13 protein-coding genes and 1 pseudogene are annotated in these 19,348 nt (G+C 67.8%); 12 read left to right on the forward strand and 2 right to left on the reverse strand.

Annotated elements, in window-relative coordinates:
- Positions 1–64 precede the first annotated feature (64 nt).
- The 3 genes and pseudogenes from phnD to ACSFA8_RS09035 form a co-directional block, all read left to right on the forward strand.
- Positions 65–1,087 carry a phosphate/phosphite/phosphonate ABC transporter substrate-binding protein gene (phnD, locus tag ACSFA8_RS09025; RefSeq protein ID WP_435479144.1) on the forward strand — a complete coding sequence of 341 codons (1,023 nt, stop codon included), beginning with the start codon at positions 65–67 and terminating at the stop codon, positions 1,085–1,087.
- Positions 1,088–1,103: 16 nt separating this feature from the next.
- Positions 1,104–2,114, forward strand: coding sequence for a phosphate/phosphite/phosphonate ABC transporter substrate-binding protein (locus ACSFA8_RS09030; protein WP_435479221.1), 1,011 nt, complete (start codon positions 1,104–1,106; stop codon positions 2,112–2,114).
- 102 nt (positions 2,115–2,216) lie between these two features.
- Positions 2,217–2,330 (forward strand): annotated as a pseudogene (locus ACSFA8_RS09035) (peptidoglycan recognition protein family protein); the annotation flags it as partial.
- A gap of 69 nt (positions 2,331–2,399) precedes the next feature.
- Here the strand turns inward: ACSFA8_RS09035 and ACSFA8_RS09040 are convergent.
- Together ACSFA8_RS09040 and ACSFA8_RS09045 are read right to left on the reverse strand one after the other, a co-directional pair.
- Complete coding sequence (locus ACSFA8_RS09040; RefSeq protein ID WP_435479145.1) at positions 2,400–3,530, reverse strand: zinc metalloprotease; 1,131 nt, start codon at positions 3,528–3,530, stop codon at positions 2,400–2,402.
- Positions 3,445–3,972, reverse strand: coding sequence for a hypothetical protein (locus tag ACSFA8_RS09045; protein ID WP_435479146.1), 528 nt, complete (start codon positions 3,970–3,972; stop codon positions 3,445–3,447). Before ACSFA8_RS09045 ends, ACSFA8_RS09040 begins: the two co-directional genes overlap by 86 nt.
- A 494-nt stretch (positions 3,973–4,466) precedes the next feature.
- On the opposite strand from ACSFA8_RS09045, the gene tssK reads away from it, so the two are divergent.
- The 9 genes from tssK to ACSFA8_RS09090 all read left to right on the forward strand — a co-directional run bounded on the left by tssK (position 4,467) and on the right by ACSFA8_RS09090 (position 19,311).
- Positions 4,467–5,798, forward strand: coding sequence for a type VI secretion system baseplate subunit TssK (gene tssK / locus ACSFA8_RS09050; protein WP_435479147.1), 1,332 nt, complete (start codon positions 4,467–4,469; stop codon positions 5,796–5,798).
- Positions 5,799–5,925: 127 nt separating this feature from the next.
- The gene (locus tag ACSFA8_RS09055) at positions 5,926–7,251 is read left to right on the forward strand and encodes a DotU family type VI secretion system protein (RefSeq protein ID WP_435479148.1); all 1,326 of its coding nucleotides are present in this window, start codon (positions 5,926–5,928) and stop codon (positions 7,249–7,251) included.
- The gene (gene tssM, locus ACSFA8_RS09060) at positions 7,248–10,844 is read left to right on the forward strand and encodes a type VI secretion system membrane subunit TssM (RefSeq protein ID WP_435479149.1); all 3,597 of its coding nucleotides are present in this window, start codon (positions 7,248–7,250) and stop codon (positions 10,842–10,844) included. The genes ACSFA8_RS09055 and tssM overlap by 4 nt, the downstream gene beginning before the upstream one ends.
- A gap of 118 nt (positions 10,845–10,962) precedes the next feature.
- The gene (gene tagF / locus ACSFA8_RS09065) at positions 10,963–11,568 is read left to right on the forward strand and encodes a type VI secretion system-associated protein TagF (RefSeq protein ID WP_435479150.1); all 606 of its coding nucleotides are present in this window, start codon (positions 10,963–10,965) and stop codon (positions 11,566–11,568) included.
- Positions 11,565–13,352 carry a serine/threonine protein kinase gene (locus ACSFA8_RS09070; protein WP_435479151.1) on the forward strand — a complete coding sequence of 596 codons (1,788 nt, stop codon included), beginning with the start codon at positions 11,565–11,567 and terminating at the stop codon, positions 13,350–13,352. Before tagF ends, ACSFA8_RS09070 begins: the two co-directional genes overlap by 4 nt.
- Before the next feature lie 69 nt (positions 13,353–13,421).
- Positions 13,422–15,005 carry a murein transglycosylase A gene (mltA, locus tag ACSFA8_RS09075; protein ID WP_435479152.1) on the forward strand — a complete coding sequence of 528 codons (1,584 nt, stop codon included), beginning with the start codon at positions 13,422–13,424 and terminating at the stop codon, positions 15,003–15,005.
- Between the two features lie 409 nt (positions 15,006–15,414).
- On the forward strand, positions 15,415–16,179 hold the full coding sequence (locus ACSFA8_RS09080; protein ID WP_435479153.1) for a hypothetical protein: 765 nt from the start codon (positions 15,415–15,417) through the stop codon (positions 16,177–16,179).
- Between the two features lie 28 nt (positions 16,180–16,207).
- Entirely contained in the window at positions 16,208–17,320 is a 1,113-nt protein-coding gene (locus ACSFA8_RS09085) for a hypothetical protein (RefSeq protein WP_435479154.1), read from the forward strand.
- Entirely contained in the window at positions 17,317–19,311 is a 1,995-nt protein-coding gene (locus ACSFA8_RS09090; RefSeq protein ID WP_435479155.1) for a caspase family protein, read from the forward strand. The genes ACSFA8_RS09085 and ACSFA8_RS09090 overlap by 4 nt, the downstream gene beginning before the upstream one ends.
- Positions 19,312–19,348: the final 37 nt, after the last annotated feature.

Here is a 19,348-nt window from a genome sequence, read left to right on the forward strand (position 1 = left end):
CCCGATTGGAATGATGCAGGCTTCTTCTATTGTTCACCCCGCCGCCTCTGCTGTCGCCTCCCGGATGGCCTATCGGCTGCGCGCCTTCGCGGGGATCCTGTCGGTGGTTCTGCTCGGGCTGGGCAACCCGGGTTCTGCGCTGGCGCAGCCCGGTAATGGACTGGTGCCGGTGCGCTTCGGCATCCTGCCGCTGGGCGGTGCCTTCGAGTCGCGCAACGACTGGGATCCGCTGCTGGCCGACATGAGCCGTGCGCTGGGCCGACCGGTGAGCGTGCTTTCGGTCAGCTCCTACGAGGCGCTCGAGCGGGCGATCGAGCGCAACGAGGTCGACATGGCCTTCCTCTCCGGCAAGATGGCGCTCGATGCCGTGGCGCAGCGGCGCATGCAGGTGGTGGCCCAGGTCACGCGCCACGACGGTCTGCCGGGCTACCGTGCGCTGCTGCTGACGCGCAAGGCCAGCCCGCCCGGCACGTTGAAGGAAGTGCTCGACGAGCCCGAACGCTGGCGCCTGGCGCGTGGCGAGAGCCGATCGGTGTCGGGCTACATCGTGCCGCAACTGCAGCTTTTCCTGCCGCACCACATTGCCATGGAAACGCGTTTTCGCAGCGAAGTCGTCGGCACGCACCAGGCGACTGCGCTCGCGGTGGCGAACGGCGATGCCGACTTGGCAACCAACAACACGGCTGACTTCGAGCGCTTCATGCAGCAGTTTCCGGCGGAGGCGCAGCGCCTGCAGGTGGTGTGGCAGTCGGATCTCATACCGCATGCGCAGATTGTGGTGCGGCGTGAGTATCCGCGCGAGTTCCAGCTCAAGGTGCAGTCGTTCCTCACCGGCTACGCGAAGGGCAAGGGCCCGCGCGGCGACGCCGAGCGGGCCACGCTCAAGTCCCTGCACGACCTTGCCGGTTTTCTCGCCGCCGACAACAGTTCATTGCTGCCGGCCGCCAGGCTGGCCTACCAGCTCGCCAGGCAGAACGCGCTGAGCGCGCAGTGGGTCAACGAGGCAGCGAAACAGGCGCGGCTCCAGCGCATCGAGAGCACGTATGCGGAGCAGACGGCGGCGCTGGGCAGTGCCGGCGGATCCTGAGCGCGACAGCAACAGCATGGCCAGCCTGTTCCGGAATGCGGTTCTCCTGCTGTTGCTGGCCTGGCAGGGTGCCGCGCTGGCCCAGCCCGCCAGCGGAAATGCGCCGCGGCCCCTGCGTTTCGGCATCCTGCCGCTGGGCGGCGCGCTCGAATCGCGCGAGCCGTGGACGCCGCTGCTCGCGAACCTGGGCACTGCGCTGGGCCGGCCGGTCGTGCCGTTGTCCGCGACGTCGTACGAACTGCTCGATCAGGCCATCCGGCGCAACGAGGTCGACATCGCCTTCCTGTCGGCCCAGATGGCGCTCGATGCCGTGACGCAGCGGCGCATGAACGTCGTGGCGCAGGTGGCGCGGCAATCCGGCGCTTCTGCCCATCGGGCGGTGTTGCTGACGCGCAGGGAGGGGCCGGTGACGACGCTCGAAGGCGTGCTCGCGCAACCCGAGCGCTGGCGCCTCGCGCGCGGCGAAACCCGTTCGGTGACGGGCTTCATCCTGCCGCAGGTCCAGCTGTTCCTGCCGAGCCGGATTGCCATGGAGACGCGCTTCCGCAGCGAGTTCGTGGGCACGCACCAGGCCACGGCACTGGCCGTTGCCAATGGCGACGCGGACGTTGCCACCAACAACACCACCGACTTCGAACGTTTCAAGCTCCAGTTCCCGGTCGAGGCGGCGCGGCTCCATGTGGTCTGGACGTCCGAGCCGACGCCGCAAGGCCAGATCCTGGTACGGCGCGACCATTCGCCCGAGCTGCAGGCCAAGGTGCGCTCAGTGCTAGTCGGCTATGGGCACACGCCGGGTCCGCACCAGGCCGCCCAGCGCGCCGTGCTGAAGACCCTGCACGCGCAACTGGGCTTCGTAGCGGCCGACAACAGCGCGCTGGAGTCGGCCGCGACCCTCGGCTACCAGCTCGAGAAGCAGCGCGCCATCGCCGGCCAGTGGGTCAACGACGAAGCGCGGCAAGCCCGGCTGCAGCGCATCGAAGCCGCCTACGCGGAGCAGGTGGCCGCGCTGCGCGAGCGCCCGCGCTGAGACGTCTGCCAGGGGCCGAGGATCGCTGCAAGGCACGGCGCGACGGGGCAGAGGTGTTCCGCCCGTCTATCGTGTGGAATGAGCAACGCTCAGGCTTTGTGCTACAAGCGCCCGCAGGCGAATGGAGCTCACTTCCTTATTGACACGGACGGCACCATTTTCCAAACGGCCGCGGTCCATCAGTGCACGAATCATGTGGGACCGCTGAAGGCGAGGTGGTTTATTTTCGATCGGGGTAATTTTTAAGGTTAAAAAAAGGAGGCTAACGCCTCCTTTGATTGAATATCAATTCCCTATTCTGCCTCCATTGAAGCCATCTCCTACCCAATGAGAGAAGCCAAGACGGGCGTTGTAAGTGTAGCCGTTGTCCTGCTTGAAAGGAAACGCGGTTCGCAAATCCGAATAACGATCAAAATAATTTTTTATCGAAAAAAATGATGAGCCTTGACGCTGCTCACTATAGATTCCAATGCCCATCCAGTGTTGCATTGCAGATCGGTAGTTATTGCCAAATGCCGCCTTCAGGTCTGGGTTGTTGCTAAGATAGTATTGAGAGTTGAATTCTCTTGATCCGATTCGGCCCTCATTGATTCCAATGTTAATCCAATGATTTGTGGCTGCAATGTAGTTTGCTCCAAATGCGGTTTTTAGATCCGGATAGTTGGCTACATAGTACCGAACATCAAAAATAGGAGATGAGCGGCGGCCCTCATTCTTTCCGTTGGTATTCCAGTGATCTAATGCGGCCTGATGGTTGTGGCCAAAGGCTTGGCGCAAATCTGGGTTGACTGAGAGGTAAAAATCGGCATCAAAAGTGAAATTTTCATCCCTCAGATCTGGTGCTCCATAGACAACCCGCACTGCGTTGGTGTCCAGCGCACTCAGATTCCCGTTGTTGTTGTAGATGGGGTTGCAATAGTTCATCACTGAATTGATGTCCCATGGGCCGATGTACCAATTCCCGGACGTGCCGGTGGATCGACAGCTCGATGGCGTATCGGTCCGTTCTTGTTCATGCCGAAATGAGATGGCATGACCGAACTCATGAACAGCGATCGATTCAATGCAGGACTTCCTGCTCGATTCTGAGGACCTGCAGGTTACGCTCCATGTGGTAAATCGATTGTTTAGCCACATTGTCGGGCCATTGATGGAATGCGTAACGTCTCCAACGTAACTTCTAGGGTTGGATTCGTCGAAGTAAATTCGAATAGACTTGTTCGGGTAGTTTGTGGAGGTATCGCAGGCTTGCCAGCCGGTAAATTTTATCCGACTATTGGCTTGCCAGGTTCTCTCTACCGCACCTTTAATCCAGCTGCGCTCGGTGGCGTCATTGGTTGTGGGGTTTATCCAGCAAACCTTTATGCTCTCCTGCTTCCAGATCACACCAGATTGAATATTGGCCTTCGGATCCAATGCTGATTCTGTGGGGTTGTAAAAAAGTTGATCGGATGGTTCGCTTGCGATGGCTGCTATACAGCTCAACGTGGTAAATAAAAATGCGAGAAAATTTGCTCGTATTTTGCTGCTTATTATTGATGGCATAAATACACTCCCTGAAGTTAATGTGAGGCGAAAATGAGCCCCAAGTCATTGTAGTGTCAGCATGCGCACCTTGTCGCCCTTGTCGCCCTTGTCGCCCTTGCGGACCGGTGCAACGGGGTTCCACTGCCTCCGGCATGTGACGTTCAAAGTTCGGGCCAAGCGGCAGCCGGGAAGATAGCGCCTTGAACTCACGCTCCAGATCGGCACTCGGTTGTGCGTCCTTGGCGTTGGTGCGTGCAAATAATTTCACTGAGAAAACCGAAAATCGGGTTGCTCGGGGCGCATCCATCACATTCAAGGCGAGCAAGATCATCGTTATCGACATTGAGCCGAAAGGGCGAATCCATGTGTCCGAGTCGAGTGCAAACCTTGAGTCGACTGCTGATCCGGAGAGCTTTTACGATGGCGCGCCCTGCAAAACTCGCAAGATGGGCCTGTTGAAAGACTTCAATCGGGCGGGCGAGCGACACCTCAAAAGATTAGAGGCAGAGGGGAAGATTCCACCTGGCTCGGCGGAGTAACGGCTCAAGAGACTGTGTGCCACCTCGCGCCTGCTTGGGGCCGCACCCCATTACTTCCTCCCGGTTTTGGGCGGGCGCGAGTTGGTCGTCGATCGACTCGCTCAATGCCGGGCTGAACTGCGGCTCGGCCGGCTTCTTCCTCAATATCGACAACGACCTAATGCGATCACTAGACCCTTCGCATTAGACCCAACGCCTGCGGCTAGGCCGTTAGGTGGATTTGCCGCTGCCCGCAAGCGCCGGAAACTAGATGTTTCTGGCAGCCCCTGCCGTTGACGGAGCGCGGATGAGTTGGCGAACAAAAGTGGTTTGGAGCGAGGGGATGCTGCTCCAGCCTCAGCATCTGCAGCAAAGCGAGCGCCACGCGGATCATTCCCGGCATCTGCTTCTGCGCACCACCACACCCTATGCATGGGGCTTTGCCGAACTCGAGATCGACGCGGCTGCGCTCACGCTCGGCAAGCTCGCGCTGGTGCGCGCTGTCGGCGTGTTCGGCGACGGCACGGTGTTCGACATGCCGGCCATCGACCCGTTGCCCGAGCCGATCGACATTCCTTCCACCATGCGCGAAGAAGCGGTGGTGCTGGCACTGCCGCTGCGCCGCGCCGGCGCACGCGAGGCCGACGTTGAAGGCTACGAAGACCTGGTGCGCCACCGTGTGCTCGAGGTCGAGGTGCCCGACTCCAATACGGCCGGCGAGCGCGGTGCCACGGTGCAGCTCGGCGCGCTGCACACGCGGCTGTTGCGCGCCGGCGAGACCACCGATGCGTGGACCACCATCAACGTCGCGCGCGTGGTCGAACGCCGGGTCGACAACCAGGTTCAGCTCGACCGCGCGCTGCTGCCGCCGCTGCTCGATGTGGCCGGCCACGCGGTGATCCGCTCGTGGCTCGACGAGCTGCTCGGCCTGCTGCGCCAGCGCGGCGAAGCGCTGGCCGGGCGCATGAGCCAGGGCGGCACCGGCGGCGTCGCCGAGATCGCCGACTTTCTGCTGCTGCAAACAGTCAACCGCAACGAGCCGGTGTTCGCGCACCTCGCGAGGAGCACGATGCTGCACCCGCAGCACTTCTTCGAGCAGGCGCTCGCGCTGGCCGGCGACCTCGCCACCTTTCGCGACACGCGCCGGGTCGCCCGGTTCGGCCCCTACATCCACGACGACCTGGCCGCGACCTTTCGCCCGCTGATGGACGACCTGCGGCGCAGCCTGTCGATGGTGCTGGAGCAGTCGGCCATCCGCATCGAGCTGCACGACCGCAAGCATGGTGTGCGCGTAGCGGTGATTCCCGACGTGGAACTGCAGCGGAACGCCACCTTCGTGCTGGCGGTGCAGTCGCAGATGCCGAGCGAAGCCTTGCGCGCGCGCTTTCCCACGCAGGTCAAGATCGGCCCGGTCGAGCGCATCCGCGATCTCGTCAACCTGGCTCTGCCGGGTGTCACGCTGACACCGCTGCCGGTGGCGCCGCGCCAGATCCCGTTCCATGCGGGCGCCAACTACTTCGAGCTCGAAACCCGCAACAGCGACCTGTGGCGCCAGCTCGAGCAGTCGGGCGGCGTCGCGATGCACATCGCAGGCGATTTCCCCGGCCTCGACCTCGCGTTCTGGGCAATACGAGCATGACCCCCACAACGCCGCTCAGCCTTTGTTCAAGCGGCACCGCGGAACCGGCTTTGCCGGGCCGCTGGTGTCGCCCCCGGCGAGGGGGTTGGCGAAGCGACACGAAGTGCGCGAAGACTGGGGGAGGTTCATGACCACTCCTGATCCGTTTGCCGCCTTCGAGTCCGAGCGGACCGTCATCAAGCCCAAGCCGCGTGCGCCGGGGCAGACGCCGGGCGCGCCGGCGCCGCTGCCTTCGGGCGGCGGCGATCTGCCGCAGGTCGACATCGGCGAACTCGGGTTGCTCAATCCGCTGGTGTCGGCGGCGGGCAAGTTGCTGGCGCTGACGGCTCGGCTGCGCACGCTGGTGCAGTCGCCCAACGTGCCGGCGCTGCGCGCATCGACGGCTGAGGCGGTCAACCAGTTCGATGCCGCAGCGCGCCGCGCCGGCGCGTCGAACGAAACCGTGCTGGCCGCGCGCTACGTGCTCTGCACCGCGGTCGACGAAGCCGTTGCCAACACGCCCTGGGGCGTACAGGCCGGCTGGAACAAGCAGAGCCTGCTGGTGCAGTTCCACAACGAGACCTGGGGCGGCGAAAAGGTGTTCCAGCTGCTGGCCAAGCTTGCGCAGGACGTACCCACGCACCGCCAGCTGCTCGAACTTATCTACTGCGTGCTCGGGCTCGGCTTCGAAGGCCGCTACCGCGTTGTCGACAACGGCCGGGCCCAGCTCGACACGGTGCGCCAGCGCCTGGCCGACCTGATCCGCAAGGATCGCCCGCCGCGCGAGGCCGACCTGTCGCCGCACTGGCGCGGGCAGGGCGCGGGCACCACCCGACTGCGGCATGCCTTGCCGCTGTGGGTCTTTGCGGCGGCGTTTGCGTTGCTGCTCGCGCTGGTGTGGTTCGGGCTGCGCATCTCGCTCAACAACCGCTCCGACACCACCTATGCCGCCGTGTCGTCGCTGCGCGTGCCCAACCTCCAGATCGCGCCCCCGGCCCAACTGGCCAGGGCGCCTCGGCTCGCGAAGTTTCTGGAGCCTGAAGTCAGGCAGGGCCTGGTGACGGTCACCGACGAAGCCGACCGCAGCGTGGTGCGGCTGCGCGGCGATTCCTTCTTCGGCTCCGGCAGCGCCGAGCCGATGCCGCAGTCGCTGCCGGTGCTCAAGCGCATCGGCCAGGCGCTGGCCGAGGTCAAGGGCGAGGTGCTGATCACCGGCCACTCCGACAACCAGCCGATCCGCTCGCTGCGCTTTCCATCGAACTGGCATCTGTCGGCGGCGCGTGCCGACGCGGTGAAGACAGCGCTCACGAGCCAGGTCGATCCGGCCCGCATGCGCGCCGACGGCAAGGCCGATGCCGAGCCCGTCGCCGCCAACGACACGCCGGCCAACCGCGCGCGCAACCGGCGCGTCGACATCGTGCTGCTGAGTCCGCCCGACCGTGTCGCGGCCGAACTCGGGGAGGTGAAGCGATGAAGAAGATCTTCGGATGGTTGTTCCATCCGCTGCTCCTCACGCTGCTGGCCCTCATCGTCGTCGGCCTGCTGGTCTGGTGGGTCGGCCCGCTGATCCGCATCGGCACACTGGCACCGCTCGAAAGCGAACTCTGGCGCGCCGTGCTGATCGGCGCGATCGTGCTGCTGGTGGTGTTGCGCGCGGTGCTGCGCCGTTGGCGCGCGCGCCGCGCCAGCCAGCACCTCACTGATGGACTGATGCGCGCCCCGACGGTGAAGACCGATGCCCCGGACAACGGCGAGCAGAAGGTGCTCAACACCCGTTTCAGCGAAGCGGTGGCCACGCTCAAGAAGATGCGGCTGCATGCGGCCGGCCGCAAGCCGGGCTGGCGCGACTGGCTTTCGCTCTCGGGCGGCAGCTACCTCTACGACCTGCCCTGGTATGTGTTCATCGGCGCACCGGGCGCAGGGAAGACCACCGCGCTGGTCAACTCGGGCCTCACGTTCCCGCTGGCCGACAAGTTCGGCCCCGGTGCGATCCGCGGCGTCGGCGGCACGCGCAACTGCGACTGGTGGTTCACCGACGAAGCCGTGCTGATCGACACCGCCGGCCGCTACACCACACAGGACAGCCACCAGTCCGAAGACAAGAGCGCCTGGGAAGGCTTCCTCGGGCTGCTGAAAAAGTCGCGTCCGCGCCGGCCGCTCAATGGCGTGTTTCTCACGGTCAGCGTCGCGGATCTCTTGAGCCAGGGCCCGGAGGCGCGCACCACGCTCGCGGCCTCGATCCGCGCGCGCCTGCTCGAACTCGATGCCAAGCTCACCACGCGGCTGCCGGTCTATGTGCTGGTGACCAAGAGCGACCTGCTGTACGGCTTCACCGAATACTTCGACGATCTCGGCAAGGAGCAGCGCGCGCAGGTGTTCGGCTTCACGCTGCCGCCCGAAGAAGGCGTGCAGGTCGACGAGAAAGGCGTCGGCGCTGCGTTCCAGCGCGAGTTCGGCCTGCTGCACGAGCGCGTCAACAGCGGCCTGATCGACCGCATGCAGCACGAGAGCGACGGCACGCGCCGCGCCGCGATCTTCGGCTTTCCGGCGCAGTTCGCCTCGGTCGGCCCGCTGCTGTCCGACCTGCTCGACCAGGTGTTCACCGGCTCGCGCTTCGCGCAGCCGCCCTGGGTGCGGGGCGTGTACTTCACCAGCGGCACGCAGGAGGGCAGCCCGATCGACCGCGTCATGGGCAGCCTCGCGCGCAGCTTCGGGCTCGAGCGCGCGATGCTCCCGCCGCAAAAGGGCAGCGGCCGCAGCTACTTCCTCACCCAGCTGCTGAAGGACGTGGTGTTTCCCGAGCAGCGCCTGGCCGGTGCCGACGTCAAGCTGGAGCGGCGCCGCAACACGCTGCGCTTCGCCGGCGTCGCGGCCATGACCCTGCTCACGGTCGCGGTGCTGGCCGGCTGGGGCTACGGCAGCTGGCGCAACCTGGAATACCTCAAGGCGGTCGAAGCCAGGGTCGAGCCGGCGCGCCAGAATCTCGCGGCCTTGCCGGCGCGGGTGCAGAACCTGGTCGAAGTGGCGCCGGTGCTGCAGAGCCTGCGCAACATCTGGAAGGCGCCCGAGAACGACAATGGCGATGCGCCGCTGTCGATGACGCTGGGCCTCTACCAGGGCGACAAGCTCGATGCGGCGGCCATGCTGGCGCACCAGCGCGCGCTCAACGATGCCTTCCTGCCGCAGCTCGCCAAGCGCATCGAAGACCAGTTGCGCACGGCCCAGAAAGACAACCTCGAGTTCAGCTACGAGGCGCTCAAGACCTACCTGATGCTGCACCAGCCCGAGCGCTTCGACCCCGAGGCGCTGAAGGCCTGGATCACGCTCGACTGGGCCCGCAGCCTGGACCGCGGCGTGCCGGAAGACCAGCGCAAGCTGCTCGAAGACCAGCTCGACGTGCTGATCGCGCAAGGCCCGCCGCGCTCGCCGTTGAAGATGGACGAGAACCTGGTGCGCAGCGTGCGCGCCGTGCTCGCAAGCTATCCGCTGGAGCAGCGCGTGTTCAGCCGGCTCAAGCGCCAGCGCCTCGGCAAGGACATCCCGGCGTTCAGCGTGGCCACAGCGGCCGGCCCCGCGGGCCCGCTGGTGTTCGAACGCATCAGCGGCAAGCCGCTGGCCGAAGGCGTGCCGGGCATGTTCACCTACGACGGTTATCACAAGCGCTTCCAGACCGAGGTGGCGGTGCTCACGCCGCTGCTCGCGCAGGAAGACCCGTGGGTGCTGGGCCAGGATCGCAACGCCGCCGATCGGCTGCGCGATGTGGCCGCGCTCGGCGCATTGACCGATCGGGTGCGCAGGCTCTACCTCGAGGAGTACGTGAAGGTCTGGGAAACACTGCTGGCCGATGTGCGGCTGGTGCGCGGTGGCGGGCTCGAAAAGAACATCGAAACCGCGCGCATCCTTTCCGGCAGTGGTTCGCCGCTCTCGAGCTTCCTGCGCGCGGCCGTCAAGGAGACCACGCTGATCCCGGCCGAGGCCACCAAGGACGTGGTGAGCAAGGCCAGCGAAACCGTGCGCAACACCCGCAAGGGGCTCGAAGACCTGTTCGGCGGCGATCCCAACAAACCGGTGGCGACGGGCAAGCGCATCGAGAGCATCGTCGACGACCGTTTCGCGGCATTGCGCCAGCTCGTGACCGCGCCCACGCCCAACGGGCCGGCACCGATCGACGACGCGCTCAAGCTCTTCAACGAGGTGTATGTCTACCTCACGGCGGTCGACACCGCGGTCAAGGGCCGCACCTCGCCGCCGCCCGGCGACGTGGCCGGCAAGCTCAAGTCCGACGCCGGACGGCTGCCCGAGCCGGTGCGCTCGATGGTCGAGAACCTGAGCCAGTCGGGCGCGGCGCAGGCGCAGGTGGCCGAGCGCGGCAACCTGAGCCAGGACCTCCGGCCGGTGACCGAGTTCTGCACCCGCGCTATCGCGGGCCGCTATCCGTTCGTGCTGGGCAGCAAGCGCGATGTGCTGCCCGAGGACTTCGGCCAGTTCTTCGGCCCCGGCGGCATGATGGATGAGTTCTTCCAGAAGCGGCTCGCGGCGCTGGTCGACACCAGCACGCGGCCTTGGCGCTACAAGCCGGTGGCCGAGCGCGCCGCCGTCAACGTGGCGGCGCTGGCGCAGTTCGAGCGCGCCGCGCGCATCAAGGACATCTTCTTCCGCGGCGGCGGCCGCGGGCCGGCGATGCGGCTCGACTTCAAGCCGGTCGAGATGGACGCCAGCATCACCCAGTTCATCCTCGACGTCGACGGCCAGCTGGTGAAGTACGCGCACGGTCCGGTGGTGCCGATGGCGGTGCAGTGGCCGGGCCCCAAGGGCAGCAACCAGGTGCGCGTCACCGTCAGCCCGCCATCCACTTCGGGGCCGTCGGGTTCGGCGGTCGACGGGCCGTGGGCACTGTTCCGCACGCTCGACGACGGCCAGCTCGAAGCCGGCGACGCACCCGAGAAGTTCTTCATCACCTTCCAGGTCGGCGCGCGCCGCACCCGCTTCGAGGTCACGACCAACAGCGTGCAGCACCCGATCCGCCTCAAAGAACTGCGCGATTTCACATGCCCGGAGGGGCTGTGATGAAGAGGACCTCTTTGCCAGAAACACCGCGGAACCGGCTTTGCCGGGCCGCTGGTGTTGCCCCCTGCAAGGGGGTTGGCGAAGCGACACGAAGTGCGCGAAGACTGGGGGTGTGCCCATGACGCCTGGGTGGTTCGGCAAGCTGCCGGGGATTGGTGATTTCGCGCATCGGCGCCTGCCTGAAGCCTTTCGCACGCAATGGGACGCGTGGCTGCAGAGCGGCCTCACGAAGCTGCGCGAGCGCCACGAGGACTGGGTCGAGCGCTACCTCGAAGGGCCGCTGTGGTTCTTCGTGCTCGGCGAGCAGGTGGCAGGCCCGCGCGCCTGGCTCGGCGTGCTGATGCCTTCGGTCGACGGCGTGGGCCGCTACTTTCCTTTCACGCTGGCCGTCGAGCTCGAGTTCCCGACCGGTACGCCGCCCGATGACGCGAACGTGCTGCTGCAACACTGGTGGGCACGGGCCGCGCGGGCCGCGCTGGAGGGGCTGGAGCAAGACCTCGACGCGGTGGGGTTCGAGGCCTTGCTCGCCCGCATCTTCCATAACGGGGCGGCTGCGCCGGACAGTGCCGAACCGGTGCACCTGCCGCTCGCCGGCCAGTCGCACTGGTACACCGAGCCCGCTACCTCCATCGGGCTGCGGATGACGGCGTCGGGCCTGCCGCGGGATCATCAGTTCGACGCGCTGTTCGGCTTTGCCGTCGTATCGAACCAGGAGGGCGCGTGACCGACGCACCCGATGCCACCCCAACGCCGGAGCCGGAAGACCGCACCCAGGTCGTGACGCGCCGTCCTGCCGCGGTCGCCAGCGGCTCGTCTGAAGCCGGCGTGCTGCCGCCGGGCAGCCGGCTCGCGGAATTCGAAGTCACCAGCCTGGTCGGGCAGGGCGGCTTCGGCGCGGTGTACGAGGCGTGGGACCATACGCTCGAACGGGTGGTCGCGATCAAGGAGTACCTGCCGGTGTCGCTCTCGACGCGGCAGTTCGACGGCACCGTGGTGCCGCTGTCGGAGCGCCAGCGCGAAACCTTCGACCTCGGCATGCGCAGCTTCATCAACGAGGCCCGGCTGCTGGCGCAGTTCGACCATCCCTCGCTGCTCAAGGTGTATCGCTTCTGGCAGGAGCGCGGCACCACCTACATGGTGATGCCGTTCTACCGCGGCGACACGCTGCGCCAGGCGCTCGCCGCTATTCCGGGCGGCGTCGACGAAGGCTGGCTGCTGCGCATCATGGACGGCGTGACGCAGGCGCTGGCCGTGATGCATGGCGCGAACTGCTATCACCGCGACATCGCGCCCGACAACATCATCCTGCTCGAAGGCTCGGGCCGTCCGGTGGTGCTCGACTTCGGTGCCGCGCGGCGCGTGATCACCGACAAGACCCAGGCCATCACCGTCATCCTGAAGCCCGGCTACGCACCCATCGAGCAGTACGCCGAAATGCCGGACATGTCGCAAGGTGCCTGGACCGACGTGTACGCGCTGGCGGCGGTGATGCACGTGGCGGTCAGCGGGCGGGCGCCGCCGCCCTCGGTTGCGCGCCTGCTGTCCGACAGCTATGCGCCGCTCGCCCACAACGAAGTGCTGCGCCAGCGCTACAGCCTGCAACTGCTCTCTGCCATCGACGCCGGCCTCGGCGTGCGGCCCGAATCGCGCCCCCAGTCGATGGCCGAGCTGCGCGCCATGCTCGGGCTCGACGGTGCGCAGACCGTGATCCCGGCCCGCACCGTGCACGCCGCCTCTCCGCTCGCCGGCCAGGCCGCCGCACGCAGCGCGCCATCTGCGGCGCCGCCCCCGTCTTCACCCGCGCCTGCGCCCGGCAAGGGCAAGGCCATCGCATTGGCCAGCGTGCTCGGGCTGGTCGTGCTGGGTGGCGGTGGCTGGTGGTGGTCGCAGCAGGGCGGCACGCCGGCAGACAAGCCATCCGTGGCCGTGGCGCCGCAGCCCCCGACCGAAACGCCGGTGGTGCAGGCGCCGCCGCCGCCTCCTCCTGCGCCGGTCGCCAGGACGCCATCCGAGTCGATGCAGTCGCTGGCGACCGGTGCCGCCCCCGGTTTCGACGTGACAGGCACGCCGCGCAAGGCCGAGGTCAGCATCGGCAAGGACAAGCTCGCCTTCGAGGTGCGCAGCAAGCGCGACGGCTTTGCCTATGTCTACCTTCTGTCGAGCGGTGGCGAGTTGTTCCTGTTGTTTCCGAACCTGCTCGACAAGTACAACAAGGTCACGGCCAACAGCCCGATCGCATTGCCGCGCGCCTCCTGGCCGATGGATGCGGGCGGGCCGGCCGGCACCAACCAGTTCGCTGTGCTGGTGAGCGAGCACGAGCGCGATTTCAGCGGCTCCGGCATCCAGAACGACGGCGTGTTCCCGCAGTTTCCCCTGCCGGTGCTGGCGGCGCTCGAAGTCGCCCGAGGCAACGGCCCGCCGCCGCTGCTCGGCAAACCGGTGTGTGCCGCGGGCGCGCCGTGCAACGACGTCTATGGCGTCGGGTTTTTCAAAATCACCGAGAAGTAATCGTCTTTGGAGCATCGGCCCCCTGCATCGATGCCTGGGCCCTTTTTCTCTCAGGATCAGGAGCACCCCATGAACACACTGTCGCACCGCTTTCCGCCCCCCGCCCGCTGGGCCGCCGTGGCGGTGGCAGCGACCTGGCTGGCCGGATGCGCCGTGGCACCACCGGCGGCACCCCCTCCGGCGGCGACTGCAGCGGCGGCTCCGGCGCCGGCGAGCACCGAGGCACAGCGGCCACCTGCATCGGGCCCCGGCGCTGCCAGCGTGGCCGGCCAGGCGCGCACCTTCTCGACCCAGCTGGCCACCTACACGGCGGTCGGCTTCAGCACGGTACCCGGCTGGAGCCGCGACGATTTCACCGAGGGCTGGCCTGCGTTTCTCGGAAGCTGCAAGGTGCTGATCACCCGTGGCGCCGAGTGGAAGTCGGTGTGCGACCGGGCCAGCAGGATCGATGCCAAAAACAGCACAGCCATCCGCAACTTCTTCGAAAGCGAGTTCTCGGCCTACCAGATCCGGGACGACGATCGCAAGCCCGATGGCGTCGTCACCGGCTACTTCGAGCCCGAGATCAACGGCAGCCGAACCTACCAGGCCCCGTACATCTACCCGGTGTATGGCCAGCCGGAGGACATGCTGTTCGTCGACGCACGCAAGCTGCCGGCCGGCAGCGGCACCGTGGCGGCGCGCGTGCAGGGCCGCGAGGTGGTCGTTCAGGCAGGCCTCAGCACCCGCGACATGGGCGCACCGGGCCTCTACGCGCTCAACATGTCGAGCATCACGCGTGACACGCTGGACCGCAGGGTGCGCCTGCGCGCCGAAGGCCGGCAACTGCTGCCCTACTACACGCGGGAAGAGATCGAGACCAAGGGCGCGCCCAATGCCAAGGTGCTTGCCTTCGTCGACAGCGCCACGGCGCTCTACGAAATGCAGATCCAGGGTTCGGGCCGCATTCGCCTGCCGAGCGGCGAGGTCATCCGCGTCGCCTATGCGGAACAGAACGGCCAGCCCTTCCGTCCGACGCTGGCGCAGAACAAGTCCGGCAAGCCGGCCAGCCAGGTGCGTACCCGGGGCGGTGCGATCGAGCTCGAAGTGGACGATGACGAGGTCGACGACAGCGTGGCGGGGATCCGGGTGCGCGGCTTCACGCTGGCGCGGCCGATCGCCAGCGGGGCGGTGATGGTGCCGGGCCGGCGCATTGCGGGGCCGGTCATCGGGTCGGGCATCACGGATCCGAGCTATGTGTTTTTCAAGGAGTCCGTCGCCGGCACGGGCGGGCCGGTCGGCGCCTTCGGCGTGCCGCTCTCGGCGGGGCGCTCGATCGCGGTCGATCCGCGCAGCACGCCGCTCGGCTACCCCGTGTTCGTCTCGACGCGTGCGCCCGGCACCGGTGCCCCGATGCAGCGCCTCACGATTGCGCAGGACACGGGCGGCGCCATCCGCGGCGCGGTGCGGGCCGACTATTTCTTCGGCAACGGCATCCAGGCAGCAACCCAGGCGCGGCGCATGAAGGAGCGCGGCCAGCTCTGGATCCTGCTGCCGCGCGGCCTTGCCGTGGCGGCGGCTGCGACCTCGTCGATCCGTACCCGCGGTGGTGCGGTGGGCGCCGATCTGCCGCAGTGCCTGGTTCCCGTCGAAGGCCAGTGCGTCGATGACTAGGATGAAGACGCGCTTTTTTGGCCTGCGTGGTTTCGGGCGTTCGGGGCGCTGGGGTCACCGGGGGTGGGATCACGCCGACGGCGTACTCTGCTCCGCGAATGTCCCCCGGCCTGCGGCCTCCTCCTTTATTTCGCTGCGCAGAGCACGCCATCGGCGTGATCCATCAGAGCGGTCGTTCATCGGCCGGCACGACAGCTGCGTCTCTCGTGCACAGGGCATCGGGTGCTCCCCGCAGCGAAATAAAGGAGGAGGCGAAGCCGGGGGACATTCGCGGAGGGGAGTACCCGGTGCCCTGTGCACGCCCCCCGAACGCCTTCGTCCAGAGCGCCTTCGCTCCCAGCGCCTTCGCCCCGAACCGACGCCCCCCGCATGCAGCAATGCAAGCCACGCGCAACGCAGGGTTTGAGCCATGCAGGAAACCCTCTCCTCCGAACAAAGCGTCGAACTGGTGGGCCTCTGGCGTCGCCGGCAGACCCTCGCACCGGACGAGATGGGGCGCATGTACGGCATCGTCGGCAGCGCGCTCAAGGCCTGCAACCCACCCGAACTCCACGTGCTGGGCGAGGGGCGCCAGGAACTGGTGGCCCAGTTCATCTACGTCAAGGTGCTGCGGCTCGACGCCGACCCCGACGAGGCCGACGAGGCGCCGGACCGGGAGCGCAGCAACCACAGCGCACCGTCCAGCAGCTTTGCGCTGTGCGCGTACTTCCGGCGCTACCTCATCGATTGCACCCGGGCCAGCAGCTTCCGCCGCAAACTCTCGATCGGCGACCAGATCACCGAGGCACAACTCGAAGACCGGCTCGGCGCCGACGAGGACGCGCTCGATGCACTGGCAGAACACGGGCTGAGCGGCGCCTCGGTGCAGTTCGCGGCGCGCGCCTTCATTGCCGCCTTGCCCGAGCCCGAACGCATCCTGCTGTGCGAGGGCTTCGGGCGCGAAGCGGCCGGCGGGCTGTCGGGCGTGGCATCGCGCCATTCGATTGCGTCGTACCACTACCGCGCTGGGCGGCTCGGCCTCGTGCACAAGCGCGAAGGGCTGCCCGCGGACTACGCGCGCACCACGCTGGGCCAGTGGATCACCGGGACGCTGGGCATCGCGATCGAGGCCGACAACATGGGCGCGATCCTGCAGGTTTTCAAAATCCTCGGTGCTGAAGCGTCTTATGCCTGAAGACATAGCCATTCAGGACATACCCGCCATGCACACCGAACTCTGGCCTCCCCTCAGCCTCATCCGCGCCGCGTTCGAGCCCGGCCCGGCCGCTGCGCCCGAACAGCAACTTGTCGCGCCACCCCGCGGCACCGACAGCGACGCGGCCCCGCACCGCGCAGCGCAAGACCTGCTGCTGCCGCTGACCGAACTGGCCCGGCGCCGCGAAGCCGTGGCCCAGCGGGCGTTCCCGGCGCGCTGGGCACCAGGCCGCCTGGTGAGCCTGGTGCACGAGGGCCGCCTGCTCGGCGTGCTGCTCGACAAATGCATCGGCGGCGACCGCTGGCAGGGCTGGATGGCAGCCGGCGAAGCCGACTGGGCCGGCGCCTTCGACGTGCTGCTCGAACCAGGCGACGAGCCCTTCGAGCCGCTGTTCGGCATGGTGCAGGCATGGAACCCGCTGACGCTCACGCCGGCGCCACAACTCTGCGCGCGCGTGCTCGGCGAACTCTCGGCCACGCGGCTCGCTGCGATCCGCGCGGTGCACGACGAATGGATGGCGCAGCAAACGCTCGCGATCGATCCAGCGCCGGGGCAGATCGCACTGCGCACCGCGGGCGGCGTGTTCACGGTGCTGTCGGGCACGCCGCTCGGCCCCGGCGACCCGCGTGCCGACTACCAGGCGCTTTACCGCGATGCCGCAGCGCACCTCGGCGCGTCGCTGCAGGCGGCGCCGGCTGCACCCGGCCCGGCCGCGGCGACGCAGGCCAACGCCGGAAACGGATGGGGCGCGCAACTGCGCCGCTGGCTGGCCGCCGACCGGCTGGTGCGCCCGGCCTTCGCGGTGCTGGCGCTCGTGGTGGTGGTGCAGAACATCGGCTTGCTGAACCGCGGCGCCGACGACGAGGAGGTGCGCTTCCGCTCGGTGCCGGTCGTGCCCGCTGTGACACCGGCCGAACTGGTCGTGCTCTGGAAGCCCGGCGTCGGCCTCGAGGATGCCGGCCGTCTGTTGCGCCTGGCGTCCGCGGAGCCGGTGGGCAGTCCCGATGCGCAGGGCGCATGGCGGTTGCGCGCAGCCGACGCGCCGGCCGCCCGCGCCATGCTCGAAGCCTCGCCGCTGGTCGCGTCGGTGCGGCCGGCCGAACCGACCGGAGCGCGATGATGTTGCGCCTGCCACGCTGGTTCGGTGCCGTGCTGCTGCTCGCAGCGGCGCTGCCGGCGTGGTCGACGCAACGCGCGCTGCTGGTCGGCGTGTCGGAGCTGGTCAACCAGCCGCAGGCGCTCTGGCTGCAGGCCCCGCGCAACGACGTGACGCTGATGCGCGAGGTGCTGCTGAAGCAGGGCTTCGGCGCGGCCGAGATCACGGTGCTGGCCGATGGCGTGAGCGGCGCCGCGCTGCCCGATGCCCAACGCATTCACGAGGCGCTCGGCCGGCTGCTGGAACAGTCGAAGAGCGGCGATTTCGTGCTGCTCTATTTTTCGGGCCACGGCACGCGGCTGCGCGATGCAGGCAAGCGCTACCAGGAGCCCGATGGCCTGGCCGAGAACTTTCTCGCGCGCGACGTGCGCGGCACTGTCGGCACCGACGTGGCGCTGGCCGGTGGCGTGCGCGATGTCGACTTCGACGGCTGGGTGCAAGCCTTCCTGGCGCGCAACGTGTTCGTCTGGTCGGTGTTCGACACCTGTTCCGCCACCTCCATGACGCGGGGTGCGGCGGCCGCGCCTGCAACGGCGGAAGGGCCGCAGCAGGACGAAGTGCGCTGGCGCGGCGTGCGGGCTGCGCAGCTTCGCAGCGTGGCTGGCGAGCCGCCGGCTTCGACCCTTGCGGCGCCTGCGGCACGCGCCACGGCACGCGCGCGCTACGTGGCGTTCTTCGCCTCCGAGAGCCACCAGGTCACGCCTGAACTGCGACTGCCGCGCCAGAGCCGCAACGCCCGGCCGCAAGGCCTGTTGACCTGGGCCGTGGCCGAAGCGCTGCAGCGCGGGCCGGCGACATGGCGCGAGCTGTTCGATGGCGTGCTGGCCGTCTATCCACCGGTGATCGACGAGCTTGCGCAACGCTTTCCCACGCGCGAGCTGCCTTCGCCGGTAGCCGAGGGCAACCTCGACGCACCGCTGTTCGAGAACAGCGCGGGCGCGCTGTCGACCCGGCCGGTGTGGCGGGCCCAGCGCGCAGGCGGCGTGCTGACGCTCGCGATCGGCCAACTCGACGGGCTGGTGCCGCAGCAGCCGGTGCGCGTGCTCGCCACGCTGGAAGACGGAACCGTGCGCGCCGCGCCGGCCCAACTGTCACAGCTCGGCCTGGCGCATGCGCAGGTCGGCCTGCCCGACAGCCTGCGTGCGCTCCCCGCCAGCACTTTGTGGCGCATCTCGCCGCTCGCCGAGCCGTCGTCGCTGGCGCTGCGCGTGCTGGCCGAAGCACCGCTGCCGGCCGGCCTCAGCCTGGAGTACCCGGCCTCGATCATCGCGACCGACGCACGGGCCCAGGCCGATGTGCGCTGGGTCGATCTCGGCGCTGCCGGCCAGCGGCTCGAAGTGCTGTCGCCCGACCTGGGCGGCGCCAACGCACCGGCCGTGATCGCCGATGCTGCCGCGGCGCGGCGCCGGCTCGAAACGCTGGCCCGGCTCAAGTGGTTCGGGCGGCTGCAGGCGCTGGCCAGCGGCGCGCAGTTCGACGGCTTCGAAGCGCGCTTCGAGGTCTGGCAAGGCGACCGGCTGGTGCGCGGCGAGGCGGCGCAGCGCGCCGACACCGGCGCCATGCCGCTGCGCGCCGGCGAACGCGCCGTGCTCAGCGTGCGCAATGGCAGCGGGCAATCGCTGAACCTGGTCATCGTTGGCATCGACGCGGGCGGCACCGTGCGCCCGGTCTATCCGGGCGACCTCGGCGAGACCAACCGCTTCGAGCAGGGCACGCGCGAGCAGCCCGCCGCCAAGCGCTTCGAACTGCCGTGGTTCGATGCGCCCGGCAGCCGCCTGCTGGTGCTGGCGGCGCCGGCCGCCGCCTACAGCGGGCCGCGCCTGTTCGGCGCCGGGCCGCAGCAGGACGCCATTTCCGATTTCCGGGTTCGCGGGCAGTTGCGGGCCGAGGAGCAGCGGCAGGTATTTGCCGCCATGGTGCGCTGGGGCGGCGGTGACGCCGCCACGGCGCGGTAAGCCGGGCGCAATGCCGGTCCGGGTTTTGACTGTTTGG

The sequence above is a fragment of the Variovorax nitratireducens genome, from assembly GCF_051216545.1.
In the GTDB taxonomy this organism is placed as follows: Bacteria; Pseudomonadota; Gammaproteobacteria; order Burkholderiales; family Burkholderiaceae_C; genus Variovorax.